The following is a 21845-nucleotide window of genomic DNA, read 5'->3' as shown; positions in this document are numbered from 1 at the left end:
TGGTCGCGGGCTCGAAGGAGGGCCGCAACGTCCATGAATAGCGTGTCGGTCCGCCCTGCCCTGATCGCCAAAGCACCGATCCGCGCCTGGCGCATCGTCGGCGGCGCTTTCCTGCACTTTGCCGTACCCGTCTATGTCGTGACGGTTGCCGTGGCGACATTGTTCACGGCGCCGGCGGGCGCGCCGCTTAGCGACCTCGCTCATCTGGCGCTCGGGTATAGCGGCTGGTTCCTGGCCGGCTACGCGGCGTTGGCATTGGCAGCGACAGTTGTCACGGCTGCTCTCGAGCCGTTGGTCGGCCTCCGCCGTCGCCGCGACGCGATCGACCCCAGGCGCGCGGCAAATGACTCCCGGATGCGCGTCACGCATGCGCTGGCCGAGGCACGATCATTGCCCGGTGCCGATCTTCGCCGACTCGTCGATGTGCTAGCCCGACCAAGGTGGGACCATGACGACGAGAGATATCAGGCGCTATCACGCGACCTCGTACAAGTCGTCCACGCGATGGCGGTGGCGAATGACACCGCTTCGGACGAATCCCGAACTGACATTCTCGCACTCGCGACTCGCTCGCTACAACGGATCGATGATACGCTAAATGATCTGGCTGCCGAGCGAAGCAGGCTTAACCATGGCGACGCACGTGCGGTCGCACGCTACGTCGAAAATCGGTATGGTCCTTCCGATTTCGCTGGAAGCTAGACTTGGGGCACATTAAATAGAGGGAGAGCGCGATCGTGCGCTCTTCTTTAGGTCCCAAGGACACCCACCACAGATGACAAATATGTATGTGCTCGGCGCTTCGGCCGTCGTGGCCCTTGTTGTCGCTTGTCTGTTCATCCTCTCTCGCTGCGTTCGCTACGTGCGCAACAACCGCGTCGCGATCGTCGAGAAATTGTGGAGCCGCAACGGCTCCGTCACCTCCGGCTTGATCGCCCTCAACGGCGAGGCCGGCTACCAGCCGATTGTCCTGCGCGGCGGCTATCACTTCTTCATGCCGTTCCAATATCGCGTCCATTCGCAGCCTTTGGTCACCATCCCCCAAGGCCAGATCGGCTATGTCTTCGCGCGCGACGGCGCCCCACTGGGTCCGACCCAGACGCTGGCGAGCAATTTGCGCACCGCCGACTTTCTCGACGTGCGCCGCTTTCTGGAGGATGGCGGACAAAAAGGTCCGCAACGCGCGATCCTGCGCGAAGGCACATATGCCATCAACCTGGCGCAGTTTGTCATCATCACGCGCGAGCATCTCTACGGCCTGATGCTCGAGGCGAACGACTTCGACCTGTTCAGCAACATGCAGCGCGTGATCGAGGAGCGATCGGGCTTCGAGTCTGTCGTGATCAAGGACGCGTCGGACATGATCGGCATCGTCACGGTGCATGACGGCCCGGCGCTGACTGCAGACCAGATCATCGCGCCCGAAGTCGGCACCGATCAGTCGGACGACGCGACCTTCCACAACAGCTTCCAGGATCCGGAGAAGTTCATTGCGGCGGGTGGCCGGCGCGGTCGCCAGCTCCAGGTGCTGGTCGAGGGCAGCTATTTCATCAACCGCCTGTTCGCGACGGTGGAGATGGTCGCCAAGACGGTGATCGAGGTCGGCCATGTCGGCGTCGTCATCAGTTACACCGGCGACAGCGGTGCCGACACGTCGGGCGACGATTATCGCCATGGCGAGCTGGTCGATCGCGGCACGCGCGGCGTGTGGAGCGATCCGCTGCTGCCGGGCAAATATGCGTTCAACACCTATGCCGGGAAGATCCTGATCGTACCAACGACCAACTTCATCCTCAAATGGGATCAGGAGATGACCGGACAGCACAAGTTCGACGAGAATTTGTCCGAAGTGTCGCTGATCACCAAGGACGCGTTTGAGCCCACGCTGCCGCTGTCGGTCGTCGTGCATATCGATTACCGCAAGGCGCCGTTGGTGGTGCAGCGGTTCGGCGATATCAAGAAACTGGTCGAGCAGACGCTCGATCCGATGGTTTCGGCCTATTTCAAGAACGTCGCGCAGAAGAAAACGCTGATCCAGTTGCTCCAGGAACGCTCCGACATTCAGGAGCAGGCGGGCGATCAGATGCGGGCAAAGTTCACCGCCTATAATCTCGAACTGCAGGAAGTGTTGATCGGCACGCCACGCGCCGCCGCTGGCAACGACCAGATCGAAAAGGTCCTGCAGCAATTGCGCGAACGACAGGTCGCCGAGGAACAGGTCACGACCTATGCCAAGCAGCGCGTCGCGGCCGAGGGCGAGAAGGATTTACGCGAGGCGCAGGCGCGCGCTCACCAGCAGACCGCGATCACCGAGTCCGAGCTGTCGATCACGGTGCAGGAAAACCAGGGCAAGGCGGCGGTGAAGCGCGCCGCGCAGGAAGCCGAACAGACCCGCACGCTTGCCAAGGCCGAATCCGACCGCATCCGCATCGTCGGCGAGGGCGAAGCGGCGAAGGTCGTGGCGTTGGCGGGCGCGGAAGCCGACCGTATCACCAAGACCGGCCTCGCGACTGCGGAGACGATCGAAAAGCAGGCGGCAGCGTCGGGCGGCGCGCAGTTCCAGCTGACGCGTCAGGTGATCGAGCGATTGGCCCAAGCGCTGGAGACATCGGGAGTCGACGTTGTGCCGAGGGTGCAGATCAGTACCGGCGGCGACGCCGGCGCGGGTGCCGGTGGCGGCGCACTCCAGGCGCTGATCGGAATGCTGTTGTCGGAGAAAGGCATGTCGCTGCTGGCCACGCCCGCGGCCAATGATCGGGGTCCCGTCACGCTCCCCGACGAAGACGCGGGGGTCTCCCCCCCCCCGGCGACTGTTTGATTATTGCTTGAAATAGACGTGAAGGGCGTTGGATAATGGCACCCGCTGTGCAGCTGTCGCCGGAAAGAAAAGTGGGGTCGATGCCGGTGCGGATGGAACCCCGATCACCTCCCCGATGACCGACAACAGCATGATCCGGGCGGAGCTGAGCGCTATTCGCATCGTGCTCGCTAGGCTGGGGTCGAACCGCTCGATCATACTGGCGTCGGCTCCCTCCAGCAGGGCGAGCAAATGACGTTCGTCGCGCGATAATCCGATATCCAGCAGGCTGCCGGCACGGAAACGCCGCCGGAAGCCAGCCTCGAACAGAGTCATCACGCTATCGAAGACCGGCGCGAGTAGGCCAGCGCCGAAGCGTTCGAGCCGTCGGTACAGACTCGGCTGGACGGGATCGCCGGCGTCGCGCGCGATCCGCCAATTTCTTGCGCTGTCGATAATGGTCCAGATGGCGGCGGGCGAAAACGCGAAACGCATAAGGGGTTCCTTCCAGACACCCCTTCGATCGCGCCGCTTTTTCGGTTCGCTGGCGAAGCGATACGCTCGGCCCGTTGCAGCGGCAAGACGCCGGCACGCGGTTCATCCGATATCGCGACCTAAACGCGACCAGCCGTGAGATCGTCCTCCCGCAAGCCCATCTCAGCATCCGTCCCCCGATGCATGGAGTGCAGTCGCCTGTCGGCGTTTTGCAGCTCAAAAGCCCTCGCGCTGCGGGCAAAGCTCCATTATGTATGGATATATATCCATACATAATGCGAGGCACCCGATATGCCACCCGTACAAAATAGCAACGACAAGTTCCGCTGGATCATCGAAACGGGTTGGAAGGGACTCTGCCCACGGTGTGGCAAGGGGCATATGTTCAGATCGTGGTTGAAGGTCACCGATACCTGCGAGTGTTGCGGATTGGATTACCGGTTCGCGGCGCCTGACGATGGCCCCGCATTCTTCTCGTTATGCCTGATCGCCTTGCCCCTGATCTTCATTGTTGTATGGATTCAAGTGGCATACAACCCGCCGATATGGGTTCATTTGGTCACGTCAGTGCCGATCATGGTGGCGGGTTGCCTGGTGCCGCTGCGGCCAATCAAAGGCTGGCTGGTCGCGTCGCAATATGTGAACCGGTCGCAGGAAGCGGGCACCGAACGCCTGTGGAACCAGCTGCATGGCCGCACCAAAGGCAGCAATTTCGATGACTGACGAGTGGTTGCCCGACCTGACCAAAGCGCGCGCGCCAAAATATCTGGCGATCGCCGATGCGCTCGGATCGGCGATCGAGCGCGGCAATTTGAGTAGCGGCGATCGCTTGCCGCCACAGCGCGATCTCGCGGCGCGGCTTGGCGTCGACCTCACCACCGTTACCAGGGCCTATGAGACCGCCCGGCAACGCGGCTTGATCGAGGCGCATGGCCGTGCCGGCAGCTTCGTCAGAGGCGCTTCTCCCGCTCAGATCGAGGATGCCGCGCGGGTCGATACGGGCATGAACATGCCGCCCGAATTACCCGGCGATATGCTTGGCCGCGCGATGCGCGATACCATCGCGACGTTGCTCGCGGATGGATCGGGATTGCGGATGCAATACCAGCCCACCGGTGGAAGTGCGGCGGACCGTGCTGCTGGCGCGCGGCTGATCGCCCGCGCCGGCGTCGATGCATCGGACGATCAAATCGTCGTTACCGCCGGCGCGCAAAACGCACTTCATGCGATCGTGAACACGGCGCTCCGCCCTGGCGACGCCGTGGCATGCGGACGGTTCGTCTATTCGGGGTTCAAGGTGCTGGCCGCGCGGCTGGGATTACGGCTGGTCCCCTTGCCGACGATCGACGGCGATGTCTTGGCGGCGGCGTGTCGCTCGGAACGGATTCGCGCATTGTATGTGGTGCCGACCAACGACAATCCGACCGCGATGACGCTCGATGCAGCAACGCGTCAATCGATCGCCCAAGCGGCACGGGCGAATGATCTGATGGTGATTGAGGATGATGTTTATGGCGCCTTGTGCGCCACGTGCGCGGTACCAATCGCTGCTCTTGCGCCCGAACGAACCTGGTACGTAGCGAGTGTTTCCAAGACCATCTCTCCGGCATTGCGCATCGCTTATGTTCGCGCTCCCGATATCGGCGGCGCGCTCCGTCTTGCTGCCGATGTTCACGAAACCGCGATCATGGCGCCGCCGCTCAACGCCGCCATGGTGCGAACCTGGCTCGATGACGACCGTTACGATCGATTGGTCGAGGCGATGCGGAACGAGGCGATGCGGCGTCAGGCTATCGCTGCCGATATCCTGAAAGGACTGCCCTATCAGGCGCATGCTCAGGGCTATCATCTCTGGCTTCCGCTGCCCGCCGGGCTCGATGGCGCCGAACTCGCCGATGCGATGCGCCCGAGTGGACTGTCGGTCGTGGCCGGCCACCGTTTTCGTGTCACGCCCGGCACGGATCAGGCAGTGCGGATATCGCTCGGTGGCCTGATCGAAATGCCTCGGCTGGCCCGGGCTCTTCACCTGATACGCGGCCATTTCGATACGCGCCAGCAACGGCCGCTGATCTGACTCTAAGCGTGCTGCCGGTAGCGAGCGGTCAAGCCCTGTCAGCCGGCAACGGAACCGCCGGTGTTACGATCGCGTTCTATTGCGCAAGTAGGAGGTTCAGATGACAGATATTCGTACCGACGATCGCACAGTGGTCGAACGCAGCAGTTTCAACGTCGCCAATGTGATCGTAGCGATCGCTCTCCTGTTGCTCGTGCTCGGCTTGCTCAAATATTTCGGCGTGTCGCCGCTCTGAGGCCGATCGCCACGGCGAGCCGTCTAGACGGGTAGGCGATGCGGCTCGAGCCGAGACTTCATCTTCGCGACGCCGATTGTCGCACCAGTGCGGACGCCATCGGCGGGCGTCGTCGATTTCAGTGCCCGCCCGGTTTATTAACCTCCGCTGATCCGCGGCCGGTCTGCGGGTAACCGTCGCCAGCCGCCGGATCGCTGGCGAAATCCTCTCCTGGATTGCCGCCGCCGGCGCCTACGCCGCTTCCGTGCACCTCTCCGGTTCGCTCATCGAACCACGCCCGGCGGCCGTTTTCGGGCGGAAAGCGATCATCGGCGGCTTCGGTGGAACGCTTTGGTCCTTCCGCGCTCTCCTTCAACACGCGATCGGCAGCGAAGTCGTCCGCGTCATATTCCTGACCGGAATAGCCCGGTCCATTCCCGATTGGCCCATGCTGCACGTCGATTGGCGCGCTCTCCATGGCCGTTCTGGCCGGCGGCCGCCGTCCTCGCTAGTAATGGTCCGTCATCACCTGCTCCTCTCCCGCCCCTAAACGCATGAGGACGGCAAGCGAGCCGCGCTTTCTAGATAGAACCCGACAGTAAGCACGCCGTCAGGCGGCGAGATCGGTCTTCGTTGTTTCACGTGCCGGGGCACGCAGCACCAAGCGCGCGGTCGCGCCACGGCCGACACCATCGCTTTCGAGGCTCAACGAGCCTTCCATCGCGGTTACCGAATTGGCGCACCAATGCAGGCCAAATCCGCCCGACTTGTGCTGGCGGGTCGAAAAGCCGCGCTGGAACAATTGTGGCGTCCCGCCCGGATCGAACCCCTCGCCCGTATCGTGGATCGCGATCTCCACACGACCGTCATTCGTATCGGTGACCGTGACATTGATACTGCCCGACCCGCCCACCGCGGAGATCGCCTCGGCGGCGTTGGAGAACAGATTTCCGACGACCTGACTCAGCAGCACGCGGTTGGCCATCACCTTGTGCTTCTTCGCAGGGAAGTTGAACGCGATTGACGCGCCTTTCCCGGAATGTCGCGCGATCGTGGCATTCTGCGCGATGATCTGCGTCGCATCGCATTCTTCGAGCGGCGGCCGCTCATGCGCGAGCTGTTGTTGCGCGCCAATGATCTCCAACACCTGGCGCATCGCGTCGCGACCGACCTGCAACTGACCGATCCGGTCCTCACGCTGCCTGTCCTCGGCGTCGAAGGCCGTGGCGATAAACGATGCCAGTTTTTCGCGGCGTTCGAGCGCAGTCTCCGCGGAGACCAGTTCGGCCAAGGCACGGTCGATCAGCGCGCGCTCGACCGGCGCGCCTTGGCCAATGCCGGCCGACAAGATTGTCGATACCGGGTTCAACGCGTTCCGCACATTGTGCATCACCGCGACCGCGCTTTCCGATCGGCCGAGCTCGAAGCCCTGTGCCTCGACTTGCTCGCGCAGCTCCTTGAGCTGGACCAGCATCGCGTTGAAGCTGCGGCCGAGCGACGCGATCTCATCGCGGCGCGCGGCGTCCTGGGGCAACACGGTCAGTGAGCCGGAGTTGCGAACGCGCTGCATATGCCCCTCGACCCGGCCGAGCGGTTTGAGCACCAGAAGCGAGAACATCCGACTCAGCACCGCGAGCACGAGCGCGAGCAAAATGGTCGATCCCAGCACCGCGAGCCAGAGCATGTGGCGCCCGAGTTGCGACACGTCGCGCGGCACCACGAAGCTGGCGACCGCGACCGGCCTGCCTTCCGCTCCGGTCACCGGCACCGCGATCTGCATCGTGGTCGGACTGGTGGTGACGAGGTCGCCACGGACGCCATCGAGATCCAGGCGCGCGGGCACCTGGAGCAATTTCGCCAGCTGCGCCGACGTGATCCGGCGCGCCATGACGACATAGCCGCGCGGCGTGCCGGTGCCGTCGCTTTTCCTGACCTTGGCGACGCCGACCGCCGCCACGATCTTGCCGAGGCGAATATAGAAATGGCCCGAATTGCTTCCCTTCATCGCGCCGTCGAGTGGAGCATGGTGGATCGCCGCGACCATCGCGTCGCGTAGGGCGTCATTCTCCCGGCCGGTGCGCGGATCGATCCAGCGCGCGATCACCAGGCTGCGATCGGGACGCAGATAGGCCATGGCATCGACGTCGAGATTGGCCATCGCCAGCGGCGAAAAGCTTTCCTGTTCGAATGCGCGCGTCGGCTTGACGATATAATCGTAGCTGGAATTCCAGTCGCCATAATCGCGCACCGAGCTTTCGACCTTGCTCGCGAAGTCGGTGAGCGCGGCGCGCGTCCGCTGGACGTGTCCGTCGATCGCCTGGCGTTCGAGCGCGTTGAAGCTGGGGGTGATGACCACGGCGAGCAGCACCGTCAGCGCAATCGAGCCAACCAGCCCTACCGATGCGAGGATCAGGAGCAGCTTGCCGCCGAGCGACGCGAACGACAATCGGCGCCCGGTCGCGGCGCGCAGCCGGACCATCAGCCGTTGGTCCCGTCGCCCGCCCGGATCGCGAATTCGTCGCCGTCGAGATCGTCCTCGCCGCCGATATAGCGCTCCTGCGCGATCTCGCGTGCGATATCGGCCGGGACCGGCCGCGAGAAATAATAGCCCTGCAAATGGCTCGCGCCGGCGAGGCGAAGCGCCTGGACCTGCGCATCGGTCTCCACCCCTTCCGCCACCACGCCCAATCCGAGCGCGTGGCCGAGATGGACGATCGACTGGACAATCGCGGCGGACTCGCGCTCGCGGCCCATGCCGTCGATGAAGCTCTTGTCGATCTTCAGGCAATCGAGCGCGAACTTGCGGATATTGTAGAGCGACGAATAACCGGTACCGAAATCGTCGAGCGCGATGCGGAAGCCCATCTGGCGCAATTTGTAGAGCGTCTCGGCCGCGCGTTCGGCGTTGTCGAAGATCGCGGTTTCGGTGATCTCGATCTGGACACGGGCGGGTGCGATCCCCGCGCGCATCACGCGTTCGACGACATGGCCGACAAAGTTCAGACGGCGGAACTGACGCGGGCTGAAATTGACCGAGACATATTGCCCCGGCCATTGGTCGAGCACCTTCAGCGCCTCGTCGAGCACCCAGTCACCGAGTTCGTGGATCAGGTTCGATTCTTCGGCGATGGGAATGAACAAAGCCGGGCTGATCGGTCCGAATTCGGCGGTGTTCCAACGCAACAGCGCCTCGAACCCGACCACTTCCATATCGTGTCCCGCGACGATCGGCTGATAAGCGAGGCTCAGTTCGCCGCGCTCGATCGCCTGACCCAGCCCGCCTTCGATGCGACGGCGGAAACGGACGCTTTCGTCCATGCCCTCATTATAGGCGCGAACGACGCCACGGCCCGATTTCTTGGCGTCGTTGAGCGCGAGATCGGCCTTGCGCATCACGTCCGTCGGATCGCGATTGCCATCGACTTCGGCGATCGCAAGCCCGATCGACGCCGATGCCTGGACCGAATGACCGATGATCCGGAAGCTGGACGTGCAAGCGGCGATGATATGGTCGCACGCCATGACCGCGGCCGGCTCGCCGAGCGTGTCGAACAGGATGCCGAACTCGTCGCCGCCCAGCCGCGCGACGATCGCGCCTGGCGGGGCCGATTGCTGCAGGATGGCGTAGATCGCGCGGATCAGCTCGTCGCCGGCAAGGTGCCCCAGCGTGTCGTTGACGATCTTGAATCGATCGAGATCGATCATCGCCGCCGCGAACATTCCACCGCTGCGTGCCTTGTCGGTTAGCGCCTTCAGGAAGGCGAGCCGATTGGGCGCCTCGGTCAGCGAATCGTGCGTCGCCATGTGCAGCGCCTTCGATTCGTTGGCGGCGAGTTCGACCGCTTGTTCCTCGAGCTTCGCCATTGCCGCGGCGAGTTCGCGATCGGCCTGCCAGCGGTGCGAAAGCGCGGTCGCGGTTTGCACGACCTCGGCGATCTCGAACGGTTTGGCGATATAGAAGATCTTGTCGACTGGCCCCGCTGCCTTCGAAATCTCGATCGGCGAGAAGTCGGAAAAGCCGGTGACGATGACGAGATTGATGTTGGGATCGAGCGCGCGGATGCGCATCGCGGTTTCCTTGCCGTCGATCCCCGGCGGCATGCGGACGTCGATAAAGGCAACCGCGAACGGATTGCCGTCGGCGATCGCATCCTCGACCGCAGCAACCGCGTCCACGCCCTGGTTGCAATGAACAGTGTCGAACGCCGCGCCGGCTGGCTCCGAAACCGGCACGGACGCGTCGCCAAACAGTTCTACGGCCATGTCGCTCAGCGCGTCATGATTGGTCGCCACCGGCTCGAAGCAGTGCCGGTAGGAGTCATGCATTGCCGGTTCGTCGTCGACGATCAGAATTCGCACCGCGCGCTGTCCCTCGCTTGGCGGGACGTACACGACGCCCCAAGGTCATTGCGGAGACGTAAGCGGACGGGGTTAAAGCGCCGTAAACGATCTTTAGCGGGTCGCCGGCGTTCTGGTTCAGACGCGCTGCATCGCCCCTAGCCGAGCGCGTGTTGTCCGAGCAGGATCGCGCCCAGCGGTCCCGCCTCGGCGCCGAGCGCAGCCGGGACGATAAAGGCATCGAGATCGCCGAGCAGCGAGCGATCGCCATAGCTGCCCAGGCTTTCATCCAGCATCCGGCGCACCATCGGCAGCAGCCAGGACACACCCAACGCGACACCGCCGCCGAAGACGATCCGGCGCGGAATGCCGGTCAGCACCAGCGTATGACAAAGTTGCGCGATCGGATGCGCAATCTGGGGCCAGATCGGCGAATGCTCGGCAATCTCATTGGCGGCAACGCCGGCGCGAGCCTTGATCGCGGGGCCCGACGCCAATCCCTCGACGCAATCGCCGTGAAACGAGCAGATGCCGGACCAATCGTCGCCGGCCATCCGCACCGGACGGACATGGCCCAATTCCTGGTGAGTCAGCCCGACCACCGGCTTATCCTGACTGATCAGGCCAACCCCAACCCCCGTGCCGATGGTGATATAGGCATGGTCATGCAGCCCCTTGGCCGCGCCCCATTGTCCCTCGGCCAGTGCCGCGCCGACAACGTCGGTGTGGAATGCGGTCGGCACTCCGTATCGACGTTGCAATCGCCCCGCGACGTCGGTGTTGGCCCAGCCCGGCTTCGTCGTCGCGGTGATATGGCCATAGGTGGCCGCAGTGGTATCGATTCCGATCGGCCCGAAACTGGCGATGCCGATCGCGCCGAACCCACGCCATTGGTCGAGTGCCTCTTCGATCGCCGCCATCGTCGTGTCGGGATCGGTGGTGTCGACTCGTCGTGCCTCGACGATGGTCGCGCCGTCTTGCGACAACACGCACACGCACTTGGTTCCGCCGAGCTCGACGCCTGCTATTCTCACGACACCATCCCCAAAATCCGTTCCGCCTGAACGAGGTGCAGCGCTTCCACCATCTTGCCGTCGACCTGGATCACTCCGCCATCCTTATTGGCGAACGCGTCGCGCACACGGGTCGCCCATTCGATCGACGCGGCATCCGGGCTGAATGCCGCATTGCAGATATCGATCTGACGGGGATGGATCAGCGACTTGCCGTCATATCCCATCGCCGCCGCTGCCACGCATTCGGCCTCGAGTCGCTCATCGTCCGAAAAGTCGTTGCAGACGCCATCGAGCGCGACCAGCCCGCGCGACCGTGCCGCGGCCAGCACGCTTGCCTGGGCAGGCGCTAGCCAGGCGCGGTCCGATCCCGGCCGCGCGCCGAGCTCGAGCGCCAGATCGTTCACGCCGAGCACGAACCCCTGGACGTTCGCCTCGGCGATATCCTGCAACCGGCCGAGCGCCTCGCACATCTCGATCATCACCCAGAGTGGCGCCTCGGAGCCGAGAGGGTCGCGGCATGTTTTGACGTCGCCGGCATTGCGTATCTTGGGTACCAACACGGTCACCGTCGTGCCCCGCATCGCCGCAAGGTCCGCCGCTCCCCATTCGGTGTCGAGGCCGTTCACCCGGATCACCACTTCGCGCGTCCCGAATCCCTGGCCGGCCGCCCTTATCGCGGCCTCGCGCGCCGCGGCTTTCGCGTCCGGCGCGACGGCATCCTCCAGGTCCAGGATGACCACATCGGCGGCGAGTCCTCTCGCCTTTTCGATCGCGCGCGGATTGCTCGCGGGCAGGAACAGCGCGCTGCGGCGGGGACGAAAGCTCATGTCACCCCCTTGCCTCAAGCCGCCGGGCGGGACAATGCGGTGGGAGACGAGGAGATTATCATGGCTGGCATGGCGCATTTCGATTGGGCGGATCCGTTCCTGCTCGACGACCAGTTGAGCGAGGACGAGCGGATGATCCGCGATACCGCGCGCGCTTATGCCCAGGACAAGCTCGCGCCGCGCATCATCGACGCCTTTGCCAACGAGACGACCGACCCGGAGATTTTCCGCGAGATGGGCGCGCTCGGCCTGCTCGGGCCGACGATCCCCGAGGAATATGGCGGCGTCGGCGCGAATTACGTGTCCTACGGGCTGGTCGCGCGCGAGGTCGAGCGGATCGATTCCGGCTATCGGTCGATGATGTCGGTCCAGTCGAGCCTCGTCATGTACCCGATCTACGCTTACGGCTCGGAGGAGCAGAAGCATAAGTATCTGCCCAAGCTGGCGAGCGGCGAATGGATCGGCTGTTTCGGCCTGACCGAGCCCGATGCGGGCTCCGACCCGGGTGGCATGACCACGCGCGCGACCAAGACCGCTGACGGTTATTCGTTGTCGGGCGCCAAGACCTGGATTTCCAATTCGCCGATCGCCGACGTGTTCGTGATCTGGGCCAAGTCCGACGCGCATGGCGGCGGCATTCGCGGCTTCGTGCTCGAAAAGGGCATGAAGGGTCTCAGCGCGCCCAAGATCGAAGGCAAATTGAGCCTGCGCGCGTCGATCACCGGCATGGTGATGATGGATGAGGTCGAGGTTGGCGAGGAGGCGCTACTGCCCGAGGTTCAAGGACTGAAAGGACCTTTCGGCTGCCTCAACCGCGCGCGCTACGGGATCAGCTGGGGGTCGCTGGGCGCGGCCGAATTCTGCATGCATGCGGCACGGCAATACGGGCTCGACCGCAAGCAGTTCGACAAGCCGCTCGCCGCCAACCAGCTGTTCCAGAAGAAACTCGCCGACATGGAAACCGAGATCGCGCTCGGCCTGCAGGCGTCGCTGCGCGTCGGGCGGCTGATGGATGAGGGCCGGTTCGCGCCCGAGATGATCTCGATCGTCAAGCGCAACAATGTCGGCAAGGCACTCGATATCGCGCGGATGAGCCGCGACATGCATGGCGGCAACGGCATTTCGGGCGAATATCAGGTGATGCGCCACCTCATGAACCTGGAGACGGTCAACACCTACGAGGGCGCACACGACGTCCATGCGCTGATCCTCGGTAGAGCGATCACCGGGATCGCGGCTTTCTAGGCCTGGTCCGTCCTCACGCCTCGCTTGGCGCCGCGTCGACAGGCAGCTTGCAGACCGTCGGCATCGCGCGCAGTCTCCAAATCCCACTCACGGGCAGGAGAAGTCGTTTATGCTACGGATCGCTTTCGTGCTTGCCGCCGTCGCGATGGTCGCGACGCCATCGATGGCCGCCAACCGCTGCCGTGACGCCAAGGGTCACTTCATCGCCTGTCCGAAGCCCAAGCCCGCGGCCACCGGCAAGTGCCGCAACGCCAAAGGCCATTTCGTGAAATGCGGAACACCGGGCGCCAAGCCGGCCTGAGCATCCACTGACGCGGAATCAGACGATCCGGACGATGTACGTCAGCGTCCGGACCGCCTTGCCTTCCCATGGGCGCATGTACCGGAACACGATCCGGTACATGCCCCGCCGGGTGCCGACGATGCGATAGGCCGCAACCGACGGCGCGCCGACCATTCCACGCCGCGTGGCGACCGTCGCGACCGCCGCCACCAGCGTGACGCTGATCCCGCGATCGGCGTCGACCTTCCACGTATAGCCCGTACTGGCATTGGTTTGCAGCTCGACCCGGGCAGCTTGCCCGCGACGCAGCGTCGTCGCCTTGCCACCGTTCGCACCAGTTAGCGGAATGTCAGCGGGTGCGGCGATGGCTACGGGCGCGACCATCGACATCGCGATCGCCATGAACAATCCTGTTCGCATCACCGGCCCTCTCCTGTTTGCCGTGCCCCGCTTCGGCGAGGCACGGCAAGGGTGATCAAGCGTCGGCATAATCCTGCGCGGGGTTGCGCGCATAGATGCCGAATGCCGTAATGATCGCATAGCAGACGCCCGGCAGGATCAGCGCCAGCGCAAGGCTGCCCGTCGCGTCGGCGAGAAAGCCGGTCGCGACCGGCAATACCGCACCGCCGAAAATCGCTACGTTAATGATTCCCGAGCCATCGGCCGCACGAGCCCCCAACTTTTCGCAGGCGAGCGTGAAGATCGTCGGAAACATGATCGAGTTCATCAGGCCGATCAGCAACAAGCTGTAGCCGGCCGTCGTGCCAGTCGTGTGGGTAGAAACCAGGATGAGCACGATCGCGCCCACCGCAACGCTCGCCAGGACTTTGCCCGGATTGATGAACCGCAACACCACCGCGCCGATGAAACGCCCAATCATCGCGCACAGCCAATAGACGAAGATCAGCTTACCCGCCGATTCGGTGGACAGGCCCATGACGCTGGATTGCTTGAGATAATTGACGATCAGCGAACCGATCGACACCTCGGCGCCGACATAGAGAAAGATGCACAACGCGCCGAAGGCGAAACGCGGGCGCCCCAGCAGATCGATCCCGGCAAGGCCGCTGCCCGCCTGATGCGCTTCGCCCTTCAACTTGTTCCGGAACATCCACACGACCGCCGCGACGATCGCCAACGCCACCGCCAGGCCAAGATAGCCATGGACGATCGCCTGGCTTTCGGCGGTACGATACGCATCGAGCGCCGGGCCCGAGAGATCCGCGGCGCTGACTTTGGTGAGGCTTCCGAGAATCAAGATCGCGCCCACGATCGGAAAGATCGTCGTTCCCAGCGAATTGAACGCCTGCGCGAAAGTGAGCCGGCTCGACGCCGTCTCCGGCTTGCCGAGCAACGTGATCAGCGGGTTCGCGACAATCTGGACGAGCACGACGCCCGTCGCGAGCACGAAGAGTGCGAACAGGAAGAGACCATAAGTGGCGGTGTTGGACGCCGGGATGAACAACAGGCAGCCCACCATCATCGTCAGCAACCCGGCTGCCGCACCGCGCATGTAGCCGATCCGTTTGACCAGCATCGCGCCCGGAATGCCGATCAAGGCATAGGCCGTGAAGAAGCAGAACTGCACCAGCATCGCCTGCGTGTAGTTGAGCGTGAAGAGCTCTTTCAGCTTCGGGATGATGACATCGTTCAGGCTGGTGATGCCGCCGAAGATGAAGAACAGCGCGAAGACAAACACCTGCAGACCGGGGGCATTGATCCCCTGATGCGTATCGCCCGTGGCAGTAGGATTGGTCGACGCCGCGGCGCCTGTGTCCATGACCATGAAAAAGCACTCTCCCTGGGGTCCGGTCTGAAACCGGTTTGGAGCGCCTTGATGGCCTAGCTGGGCGGCGACCGCAATCGCCTAGTGAACAGAATTGGGAACGCTCTCAACCGAAGCGGTAGCCCGAAACGGCCCAGCCGAGCACGTTACTTTCATGGTCGCGGACCGCTTTCTCATCGCCGCCCGCTCCCAATGCGACCATCAGCGGCAGCAAATGCTCCTCGCGCGGATGGGCGAATTGCGCGTGCGGCAGTGCCCGCCAGCCGGCGACGCGTTCCGCGCGGCGGGCCGGGTCGGGATCGGTCACCGCCGCAGTCAACGCCGCATCCCATTCGGCGGACGGCTCGATCGCCGCGGCGCCGCGTACGCGCAGATTGTGGAAGCTCATCCCCGATCCGACGATCAGCACGCCTTCGTCGCGCAACGGGGCCAGCGCCCGCCCGATTGCGATATGGTCGGCGGGATCGAGATCGGCGCGCAACGACATCTGCGCGAGCGGGATGTCCGCGCCGGGCACCGCGACCTTCATCGGGATGAACACGCCATGATCCCAGCCGCGCGCCTTTTCCTCGCGCGTCGCAAACCCCGCCCCACGCAATAAAGACGCCGCGCGCCAGGCAATTTCAGGCGCGCCGGGTGCGTCCCAGCGCAAATGATATGTGTGCTCGGGAAAGCCGTAATAGTCGAACAACAGCTCGGGCCGCTCGCCGGTATGGACGGTGATCTCGTCCTCTTCCCAATGCCCCGATACCAGCAGGATCGCGCGCGGCCGTTCTGGCAGGCCGTCGATCAGCCCGGCGAGATAGCGCTCCATCGGCTGCCACATCGGATCCGACGGGCCGCCATCGGGATCCATGAAGAAGCAGGGGCCGCCGCCATGCGGAATGAACAAAGTGGGTAAGGTCATGGGCGGAATATCGCCGCGGTCCGCCCAGGCAACAATGCCGCTAGCGGAAACGGCGCGTTTCCGCCTACATTTCGGGCGTGACCAAGTTCACCGTCAACAATCAACCGGTCGAATACCGCATGGACCCGGCGACGCCTCTGCTGTGGGCATTGCGCGACGCGTCCAACCTGACCGGCACCAAATATGGTTGCGGCACCGGACATTGCGGCGCGTGCATCGTCGATATCGACGGCGCGGCGAAGAAATCGTGCCTGGTGCCGATCGGATCGATCGAAGGCAGTGTCGTCACCACGATCGAAGGCCTGTCGCACGACCGCAGCCATCCGATCCAGGTCGCGTTCCTCGCGGAGAATGTCAGCCAGTGCGGGTTCTGCATCCCGGGGATGATCATGGCCGCATCGGTGTTGCTCAGGAATAATCCGCGCCCGTCGGAGGAGCAGATCCGCCAGAGCATCGCCAATATCTGCCGCTGCGGCGTCTATCCCCGCTTGGTCGAGGCGATCCAGCGCGCGGGCCGCATTCAGCGCGGCGACGACACCGTCGCGACCGGTCCGCGACCGGGAATCGACCCGAAGGACGCGGCTCGCGTCGTGCCCGCACTCACCCCGACGCCTTAGCCGATTCTTTCAATTGGCTGTCAGACCAATTCAGGAAAGGATCAGTGCGACTCGCCTAGAACCCGACTATCGTTGGGCCGGCATGTGCGCCGGCGAGTGGAGAAATTTAATGCGCAGGACTATTCTTATCGCGCTGATGGCCGCGGCGGCAATGACGCCCGCGATCGCCTCGGCGCAGGATCGCGGCTGGCGCGGTCGCGGCGGTGACGCCGGCGCGAACTCGAATCAATCGCGCGGCGACCATGGCGGCTGGCGGGGCAATCGTGGCGGCGATGGCGGCCGCAACAATGGCGGCAGCGCATCTCCGGCGCCAACGCCCGCCCCTGCCCCCGCTCCCCGCTGGAACGGCGGCGGCAATGGCGGCTGGCGCGGCGGCAATGGCGGGGCGGCTACGCCCGCCGTGCCCAATGCCAATCCGCAGGCACGCGGCGGCCGCTGGGGCGGGGACAATGGCGGTTGGCGTGGCTATCGCGGCAACCGTGCAGGCGACAACGGGGGCAATAACGGGGCCGTGACCCCGGCGCCGGCGCCGCGCCTGGACGGTCAGCGCGATAGCTATCGCGACTGGCGCAACCGCGGCGGCAACGACAATCGTGATGGCCGCAACTGGAACGGCGGCGACAATCGCCAGGATCGTAACTGGCGGGGTAACCGCGACGACAATCGCGGCTGGAACGGCAATGCACGCGGTGACAATCGCTGGCGCGGCAACGACCGCGATCGTGGCGGCAACTGGAATCGCGGCTGGCGTAACGACAACCGTTACAACTGGCAGAATTATCGCTCGTACAATCGTAACGCCTATCGGCTGCCGCGTTACTATGCGCCTTATGGCTGGAGCTATGGCTATCGCCGTTTCTCGGCCGGCGTGATCCTCAATTCGATCCTGTTCAACCAGAGCTATTGGATCGATGACCCGTACGATTACCGCCTGCCGGAAGTATACGGCCCCTATCGTTGGGTGCGCTATTACAATGACGCCCTGTTGGTGGATATCTACACCGGCGAGGTTGTCGACACAGTCTACGACATCTTCTGGTAAGACGGTCGTCACGCTGGGCAAGGGTTCGGAGATTCGTCTCCGGGCCCTTGCCTTTTTTGCGCGAGACGCGAAGAAACCGCGCCATGTTCGGCAGGAAGAAGAACCCCTCAGGCGGCACCTCGAAGGAGCGCGGCCGCGTCGGGAGTGAAGTGGCGGCGCGATTGGACGCCAATCCCAACGTCCAGGCGGCGATGGTCGGCGCGGCGCAAGCCTATTATTACATGAACTTCCTCACCCCCGCGCAGTGCGAGATGCTCATCAAGATCATCGACGGCAACCGCCGTCCGTCGACATTGCTGGCCGATCGCGAGGATTACGGGTTCCGGACCAGCGAAAGCTGCGACATGGATCGCTATTCGCCCGATGTCGCGCCGATCGACACCTCGATCGCCAATCTGCTCGGCATCCCGCCGGCGAAAGGCGAGACGATGCAGGGGCAGCGCTATGCGCCCGGCCAGCATTTCCGCGCGCACCACGATTTCTTCCACGAAAACCAGAAATATTGGGCCGAGATGAAGCGGACCGGCGGCCAGCGCACCTGGACCGCGATGATCTATCTGAACGATGTCGAGGAAGGCGGTGCGACCTGGTTCCCGCAAGCCGGCCTGCGCGTCGCGCCCCGCCGCGGTCTGCTGCTCGCCTGGAACAACATGAACCCGGACGGCAGCCCCAATACGCTGACGCTGCACGAAGGCATGCCGGTGGTGAAGGGCGTCAAATACATCATCACCAAGTGGTTCCGCGAGAACGATTGGGCGGTCTATTAAGACTACCGCGCGGGACCTCACGCTGGGCGCGACCCCTTATGGGGTACGATGGCGAGCGAAATGCCGCAGCGCCGGAACTCCGCATGCATCGGCTTCGTTTAGCGGAGCGTGCGGGACAAGGTGCATGCGTAATGTCGTGGCAATTACTAGGGTGCGCGGTCGGGATGCACCGCCGCGACCCGGCCAGTTCTCGTCCTGAGGACGGCCGATATATCGGCGAGTGCGCCGGTTGCGGCCGGCCGATGGTTTGGACGCTGTCGGGCTGGAAACTCGACCGCAGTCGGACCGACACGCACATCACTCAAGTTTGACGTCTGGCGACCGCTCGCCGTAAGCCGCCTAGCCTACCGGACCCCACGCGGCTAAGCCGCTGGCGATGGATCATGTCGCCGGCATCTCCCGATCGTTTCTTGGCCAGGCCTGGCGCTGGCGCGCTTTGGCTGCCGACGCGCGCGATCCGGGATTCCAGCCCGACGATCTGGTGACGCAATTGCTGCTCGCGCGCGGTGTGGGGCGCGAGGCGATCGAGGCCAATCGGTCGCCAAGCATTCGCGGGTTCATGCCCGACCCCTCGATCTTCAACGACATGGACAAAGCCGCGCGCCGCCTGGCCGACGCCGTCCAGACGAACGAACAGGTCACGATTTTCGGCGATTACGACGTCGATGGCGCAACTTCTGCGGCACTAATGATCCGGTTGCTGCGCGACCTGGGCCTCGCGCCGGCTGCCTATATCCCGGACCGGTTGATGGAGGGGTACGGCCCATCGGGTGAAGCGCTGGTGCGGATCGCCGGCGGCGGCGCCACGCTGATCGTCACGGTCGATTGCGGCGCCCAGGCATTCGAGGCGCTCGACATGGCGCGCGAGGCCGGGGTCGACGTGATCGTTGTCGATCATCACAAATGCGCAGCCGCTTTGCCCCATGCGCATGCTCTGGTGAATCCCAATCGGCTCGATGAGGGCGATGGCGCCGCGCACGGCCACCTCGCGGCAGTTGGGGTGGCGTTTCTGCTCGGTGCGGCGTTGCTGCGCGAGTTGCGCGGGCGCGGCTTCTTCACCGGCCGGGCCGAACCGAAATTGCTCGACCTGCTCGATCTGGTCGCGCTCGGCACGGTTGCCGACGTCGCGCAGTTGAAGGGCCTCAACCGCGCGTTCGTGGCCCAGGGGCTGAAAGTGATGGCACAGCGCGGCAATGTCGGCCTTGCCGCCCTGGTCGAGGCGTCGCGGCTGACCCGTGCGCCGACTTGCAGCGACCTCGGCTTCGCGCTGGGTCCACGGATCAATGCGGGTGGCCGCGTCGGGCGCGCCGATCTCGGCGTGCGGTTGCTCACCACCGAGGACGTCAACGAAGCGCGCACCATCGCTGCCGAACTCGACCGCCTCAACGAGGAGCGCCGCGCGATCGAGTCGATCGTTCAGGAACAGGCCGAGTTGCTGCCCCATGGCAGCGCCGTCGCCGTGGTCGCCGGCCGAGGCTGGCACCCCGGCGTGATCGGCATCGTGGCGGGACGGCTCAAGGAAAAGCTCGGTATTCCCGCCATCGTCATCGCGGTAGACGACGCCGGCACAGGCAAGGGATCCGGCCGATCGATTACCGGCGTCGATCTCGGCGCCATTGTGCTGGCGGCGAAGGAGATGGGTCTGCTCGTCGCCGGTGGCGGGCACGCAATGGCGGCCGGGCTGACGATCGAGGCCGATCGCATCCCCGAATTTGCCGCGTTCCTCGAAGAACGTCTCGCCGCCGCGGTGGCGCTGGCACGCGAGGACCGCGCCTTGCTGGTCGACGCCCTGCTCGCGCCGGGCGGCGTGACCCCCGGTCTGTGCGAGACGATGGAAGCGGGCGGCCCCTATGGCATGGGCTGGCCGGCGCCGCGCGTCGCCGCCGGACCGTTCCGAATCGTCCGTGTCGACGTGGTCGGCAATGGTCATGTCCGCGCCATCGTCGCCGGCGACGATGGCCGCAGCCTCAAGGCGATGGCGTTCCGCTCGGCCGACACGTTGCTCGGCCAGACGCTCTTACAGGCGCCGCGAGACCGTAAATTATGGCTCGCCGGACGACCCAAAGTCGACGACTGGGGATCGCGTCCCGCCGCCGAACTGCATCTCGATGACGCCGCCTGGGCGGATTGAGCGCGACAAACGCGCACAACGCTTGACCGAACGCCTCGCTTTCCCTAACCGCTCCCCCGCGCCGACACGCTCGGCCCCTTCGTCTAGCGGTTAGGACGCGGCCCTTTCACGGCTGAAACACGGGTTCGATTCCCGTAGGGGTCACCAAACTTTCCACAAGAAATAGCGATATCGAGACCCGCATTGAGGCGGCGTACCGGTTATCGGCAGGCGGCGACGGGAAAGGCACAGCCGCCCGCCCGACAGCGCTCAGGTCATGGCGACGTCGTCACCCGCCACAGGATTCGCGCACGATCAGGTCGGTCGGCAGGTGAACTGGCAAATGATCCGGGGAGAAATCGAGTATGCGGGAAACCAGCAAGCGTCCCGCTTCAGCAGTGTCCTGGCGGATGGTACTCAGCGTTGGCGTGCTCAGCCGGCTGAGCAACATGTCATCATACCCGACCACGGACACGTCGCCTGGCACGTCGCGCCCCGCGCGCTTGATCGCGCGGATCGCGCCCAACGCGATCAAGTCGCTCGTCGCGACGATGCCGTCGAACACCACACCACGATGGAGCAGCCGCGCCACGGCCGCCTCGGCAGCTTCGAGCTCGAATTCGACTGAGACGATTAAATTGGGGTCGGCCTCCAGCCCGCTTTCCTTCACGCCCTCCATATAGCCGCGGCGGCGTTGTAGCGCCTCGGGGTCGCTGCCGCCGAGGAACATGATGTTGCGCCGTCCCATGCGCGCCAAGTGCGACGTCGCGCGCCGGCCGCCGAGCATATTGTCCGACCCAACCGAGCAATATTTCTGCCCCGGCATATGCGCGCCCCACACCACGAAATGCCCATTGGTCGAGGTCGCGAGCTGGTTGAGCTGATCGTGGAGCATCCCTTGGCCCAGGAAGATCACCCCGCTGGCACGGCTAGTGGTCACGGCATGGACAAGGTCGTCATAATTTTCCGGCGAGGTGTGGCTGACGATGAAGTCGCACGACCGCGCGCGCGCCGCCTCGCCGATCTGCGCGATCAGCTCGAGGAAGAATGGGTGAGTCAGCGGCACGGGCCGCCCGCGCATGTGCGGGGTGACGATCGCGATCGATCCCTCGGCACCGATTGGTGCTGCGGGCATGTAATGGCGGAATGGATAATCGTGCTCGCGCGCCAGCGCCCAGATGCGCTGCTTGGTCTTGGCGCTGATCACCGGCTCGTCGTTGAGCGCGCGCGACACCGTCGACACCGAGACGCCCGCCAGTTTGGCGAGGTCTTGCAGCGTTGTATTGTTGTTGCTGTTGGTGCCCATTACGCTCAAGCTGACCCGCTA

The 21845-nt window shown here is 64.3% G+C and carries 20 protein-coding genes and 1 tRNA gene; 12 read left to right on the top strand and 9 right to left on the bottom strand.

The genetic code is table 11. From position 1 onward, the window contains the following. The first annotated feature begins 42 nt into the window (after positions 1 to 42). Together AC1DSD_RS04075 and AC1DSD_RS04070 are read left to right on the top strand one after the other, a co-directional pair. Entirely contained in the window at positions 43 to 702 is a 660-nt protein-coding gene (locus AC1DSD_RS04075; protein ID WP_478028655.1) for a hypothetical protein, read from the top strand. Positions 703 to 775: 73 nt separating this feature from the next. Further along, positions 776 to 2818, top strand: coding sequence for an SPFH domain-containing protein (locus tag AC1DSD_RS04070; RefSeq protein ID WP_478028654.1), 2043 nt, complete (start codon positions 776 to 778; stop codon positions 2816 to 2818). Here the strand turns inward: AC1DSD_RS04070 and AC1DSD_RS04065 are convergent, their stop codons facing one another. Next, positions 2819 to 3292 carry a hypothetical protein gene (locus tag AC1DSD_RS04065; protein WP_478028653.1) on the bottom strand — a complete coding sequence of 158 codons (474 nt, stop codon included), beginning with the start codon at positions 3290 to 3292 and terminating at the stop codon, positions 2819 to 2821. 291 nt (positions 3293 to 3583) lie between these two features. Here AC1DSD_RS04065 and AC1DSD_RS04060 point away from each other — a divergent pair, with 291 nt between their 5' ends. From AC1DSD_RS04060 to AC1DSD_RS04050, 3 genes are all read left to right on the top strand, one after another. Then, positions 3584 to 4015, top strand: a complete 432-nt coding sequence (locus AC1DSD_RS04060) for a DUF983 domain-containing protein (protein ID WP_478028652.1) — start codon at positions 3584 to 3586, stop codon at positions 4013 to 4015. Further along, positions 4008 to 5366, top strand: coding sequence for an aminotransferase-like domain-containing protein (locus AC1DSD_RS04055; RefSeq protein WP_478028651.1), 1359 nt, complete (start codon positions 4008 to 4010; stop codon positions 5364 to 5366). Before AC1DSD_RS04060 ends, AC1DSD_RS04055 begins: the two co-directional genes overlap by 8 nt. 100 nt (positions 5367 to 5466) lie before the next feature. Continuing rightward, a complete protein-coding gene (locus AC1DSD_RS04050) occupies positions 5467 to 5601 on the top strand; it encodes a hypothetical protein (protein WP_478028650.1) in 135 nt (44 codons plus the stop codon). Positions 5602 to 6190: 589 nt separating this feature from the next. Here the strand turns inward: AC1DSD_RS04050 and AC1DSD_RS04045 are convergent. The 4 genes from AC1DSD_RS04045 to AC1DSD_RS04030 form a co-directional block, all read right to left on the bottom strand. Continuing rightward, entirely contained in the window at positions 6191 to 8059 is a 1869-nt protein-coding gene (locus AC1DSD_RS04045) for a CHASE4 domain-containing protein (RefSeq protein WP_478028649.1), read from the bottom strand. Beyond that, the gene (locus AC1DSD_RS04040; protein WP_478028648.1) at positions 8059 to 9939 is read right to left on the bottom strand and encodes a GGDEF/EAL domain-containing response regulator; all 1881 of its coding nucleotides are present in this window, start codon (positions 9937 to 9939) and stop codon (positions 8059 to 8061) included. Before AC1DSD_RS04040 ends, AC1DSD_RS04045 begins: the two co-directional genes overlap by 1 nt. A 137-nt stretch (positions 9940 to 10076) precedes the next feature. Continuing rightward, positions 10077 to 10952 (bottom strand): ROK family protein, encoded by an 876-nt coding sequence (locus AC1DSD_RS04035; RefSeq protein ID WP_478028647.1) that lies wholly within the window; start codon positions 10950 to 10952, stop codon positions 10077 to 10079. Further along, on the bottom strand, positions 10949 to 11761 hold the full coding sequence (locus AC1DSD_RS04030; protein ID WP_478028646.1) for an HpcH/HpaI aldolase/citrate lyase family protein: 813 nt from the start codon (positions 11759 to 11761) through the stop codon (positions 10949 to 10951). Before AC1DSD_RS04030 ends, AC1DSD_RS04035 begins: the two co-directional genes overlap by 4 nt. A 60-nt stretch (positions 11762 to 11821) precedes the next feature. Here AC1DSD_RS04030 and AC1DSD_RS04025 point away from each other — a divergent pair, with 60 nt between their 5' ends. Both AC1DSD_RS04025 and AC1DSD_RS04020 read left to right on the top strand, forming a co-directional pair. After that, entirely contained in the window at positions 11822 to 13006 is a 1185-nt protein-coding gene (locus AC1DSD_RS04025; RefSeq protein ID WP_478028645.1) for an acyl-CoA dehydrogenase, read from the top strand. Positions 13007 to 13115: 109 nt separating this feature from the next. Next, positions 13116 to 13307, top strand: coding sequence for a hypothetical protein (locus AC1DSD_RS04020; protein WP_478028644.1), 192 nt, complete (start codon positions 13116 to 13118; stop codon positions 13305 to 13307). An 18-nt stretch (positions 13308 to 13325) separates the two neighbouring features. Here AC1DSD_RS04020 and AC1DSD_RS04015 read toward each other — a convergent pair whose 3' ends face one another. The 3 genes from AC1DSD_RS04015 to AC1DSD_RS04005 all read right to left on the bottom strand — a co-directional run bounded on the left by AC1DSD_RS04015 (position 13326) and on the right by AC1DSD_RS04005 (position 15982). After that, entirely contained in the window at positions 13326 to 13709 is a 384-nt protein-coding gene (locus AC1DSD_RS04015; protein WP_478029019.1) for a protease inhibitor I42 family protein, read from the bottom strand. Between the two features lie 55 nt (positions 13710 to 13764). After that, complete coding sequence (locus AC1DSD_RS04010; RefSeq protein WP_478028643.1) at positions 13765 to 15075, bottom strand: sugar MFS transporter; 1311 nt, start codon at positions 15073 to 15075, stop codon at positions 13765 to 13767. A gap of 106 nt (positions 15076 to 15181) precedes the next feature. After that, positions 15182 to 15982, bottom strand: a complete 801-nt coding sequence (locus AC1DSD_RS04005) for a DODA-type extradiol aromatic ring-opening family dioxygenase (RefSeq protein WP_478028642.1) — start codon at positions 15980 to 15982, stop codon at positions 15182 to 15184. Between the two features lie 77 nt (positions 15983 to 16059). Here AC1DSD_RS04005 and AC1DSD_RS04000 point away from each other — a divergent pair, with 77 nt between their 5' ends. The 5 genes from AC1DSD_RS04000 (at position 16060) to AC1DSD_RS03980 (ending at position 20686) form a co-directional block, all read left to right on the top strand. Further along, entirely contained in the window at positions 16060 to 16599 is a 540-nt protein-coding gene (locus AC1DSD_RS04000; RefSeq protein ID WP_066806483.1) for a (2Fe-2S)-binding protein, read from the top strand. A 109-nt stretch (positions 16600 to 16708) separates the two neighbouring features. After that, positions 16709 to 17641 carry an RcnB family protein gene (locus tag AC1DSD_RS03995; RefSeq protein ID WP_478028641.1) on the top strand — a complete coding sequence of 311 codons (933 nt, stop codon included), beginning with the start codon at positions 16709 to 16711 and terminating at the stop codon, positions 17639 to 17641. Between the two features lie 83 nt (positions 17642 to 17724). After that, complete coding sequence (locus AC1DSD_RS03990; protein ID WP_066816337.1) at positions 17725 to 18408, top strand: prolyl hydroxylase family protein; 684 nt, start codon at positions 17725 to 17727, stop codon at positions 18406 to 18408. Between the two features lie 376 nt (positions 18409 to 18784). Then, positions 18785 to 20539, top strand: coding sequence for a single-stranded-DNA-specific exonuclease RecJ (gene recJ / locus AC1DSD_RS03985; RefSeq protein WP_478028640.1), 1755 nt, complete (start codon positions 18785 to 18787; stop codon positions 20537 to 20539). A gap of 72 nt (positions 20540 to 20611) precedes the next feature. Next, positions 20612 to 20686 (top strand) — tRNA-Glu (locus AC1DSD_RS03980). Between the two features lie 121 nt (positions 20687 to 20807). On the opposite strand, the gene AC1DSD_RS03975 is transcribed toward AC1DSD_RS03980, so the two are convergent. Continuing rightward, positions 20808 to 21824, bottom strand: a complete 1017-nt coding sequence (locus tag AC1DSD_RS03975) for a LacI family DNA-binding transcriptional regulator (protein WP_478029017.1) — start codon at positions 21822 to 21824, stop codon at positions 20808 to 20810. Between the last annotated feature and the right edge of the window lie 21 nt (positions 21825 to 21845).

The organism is Sphingomonas sp. P4_D12, from assembly GCF_056401895.1.
This window is presented reverse-complemented; position numbering and strand designations above follow the sequence as displayed.

Bases quoted from the DNA above. Each gene is read 5' to 3' on its own strand.
- AC1DSD_RS03990 (WP_066816337.1), top strand. From the start codon at position 17,725: ATGTTCGGCAGGAAGAAGAACCCCTCAGGCGGCACCTCGAAGGAGCGC.
- AC1DSD_RS04005 (WP_478028642.1), bottom strand. From the start codon at position 15,982: ATGACCTTACCCACTTTGTTCATTCCGCATGGCGGCGGCCCCTGCTTC.
- AC1DSD_RS03975 (WP_478029017.1), bottom strand. From the start codon at position 21,824: ATGGGCACCAACAGCAACAACAATACAACGCTGCAAGACCTCGCCAAA.
- AC1DSD_RS04065 (WP_478028653.1), bottom strand. From the start codon at position 3,292: ATGCGTTTCGCGTTTTCGCCCGCCGCCATCTGGACCATTATCGACAGC.
- AC1DSD_RS04015 (WP_478029019.1), bottom strand. From the start codon at position 13,709: ATGCGAACAGGATTGTTCATGGCGATCGCGATGTCGATGGTCGCGCCC.
- AC1DSD_RS04070 (WP_478028654.1), top strand. From the start codon at position 776: ATGACAAATATGTATGTGCTCGGCGCTTCGGCCGTCGTGGCCCTTGTT.
- AC1DSD_RS04045 (WP_478028649.1), bottom strand. From the start codon at position 8,059: ATGGTCCGGCTGCGCGCCGCGACCGGGCGCCGATTGTCGTTCGCGTCG.
- AC1DSD_RS04010 (WP_478028643.1), bottom strand. From the start codon at position 15,075: ATGGTCATGGACACAGGCGCCGCGGCGTCGACCAATCCTACTGCCACG.
- AC1DSD_RS03995 (WP_478028641.1), top strand. From the start codon at position 16,709: ATGCGCAGGACTATTCTTATCGCGCTGATGGCCGCGGCGGCAATGACG.
- recJ (WP_478028640.1), top strand. From the start codon at position 18,785: ATGGATCATGTCGCCGGCATCTCCCGATCGTTTCTTGGCCAGGCCTGG.
- AC1DSD_RS04030 (WP_478028646.1), bottom strand. From the start codon at position 11,761: ATGAGCTTTCGTCCCCGCCGCAGCGCGCTGTTCCTGCCCGCGAGCAAT.
- AC1DSD_RS04020 (WP_478028644.1), top strand. From the start codon at position 13,116: ATGCTACGGATCGCTTTCGTGCTTGCCGCCGTCGCGATGGTCGCGACG.
- AC1DSD_RS04025 (WP_478028645.1), top strand. From the start codon at position 11,822: ATGGCTGGCATGGCGCATTTCGATTGGGCGGATCCGTTCCTGCTCGAC.
- AC1DSD_RS04055 (WP_478028651.1), top strand. From the start codon at position 4,008: ATGACTGACGAGTGGTTGCCCGACCTGACCAAAGCGCGCGCGCCAAAA.
- AC1DSD_RS04060 (WP_478028652.1), top strand. From the start codon at position 3,584: ATGCCACCCGTACAAAATAGCAACGACAAGTTCCGCTGGATCATCGAA.
- AC1DSD_RS04050 (WP_478028650.1), top strand. From the start codon at position 5,467: ATGACAGATATTCGTACCGACGATCGCACAGTGGTCGAACGCAGCAGT.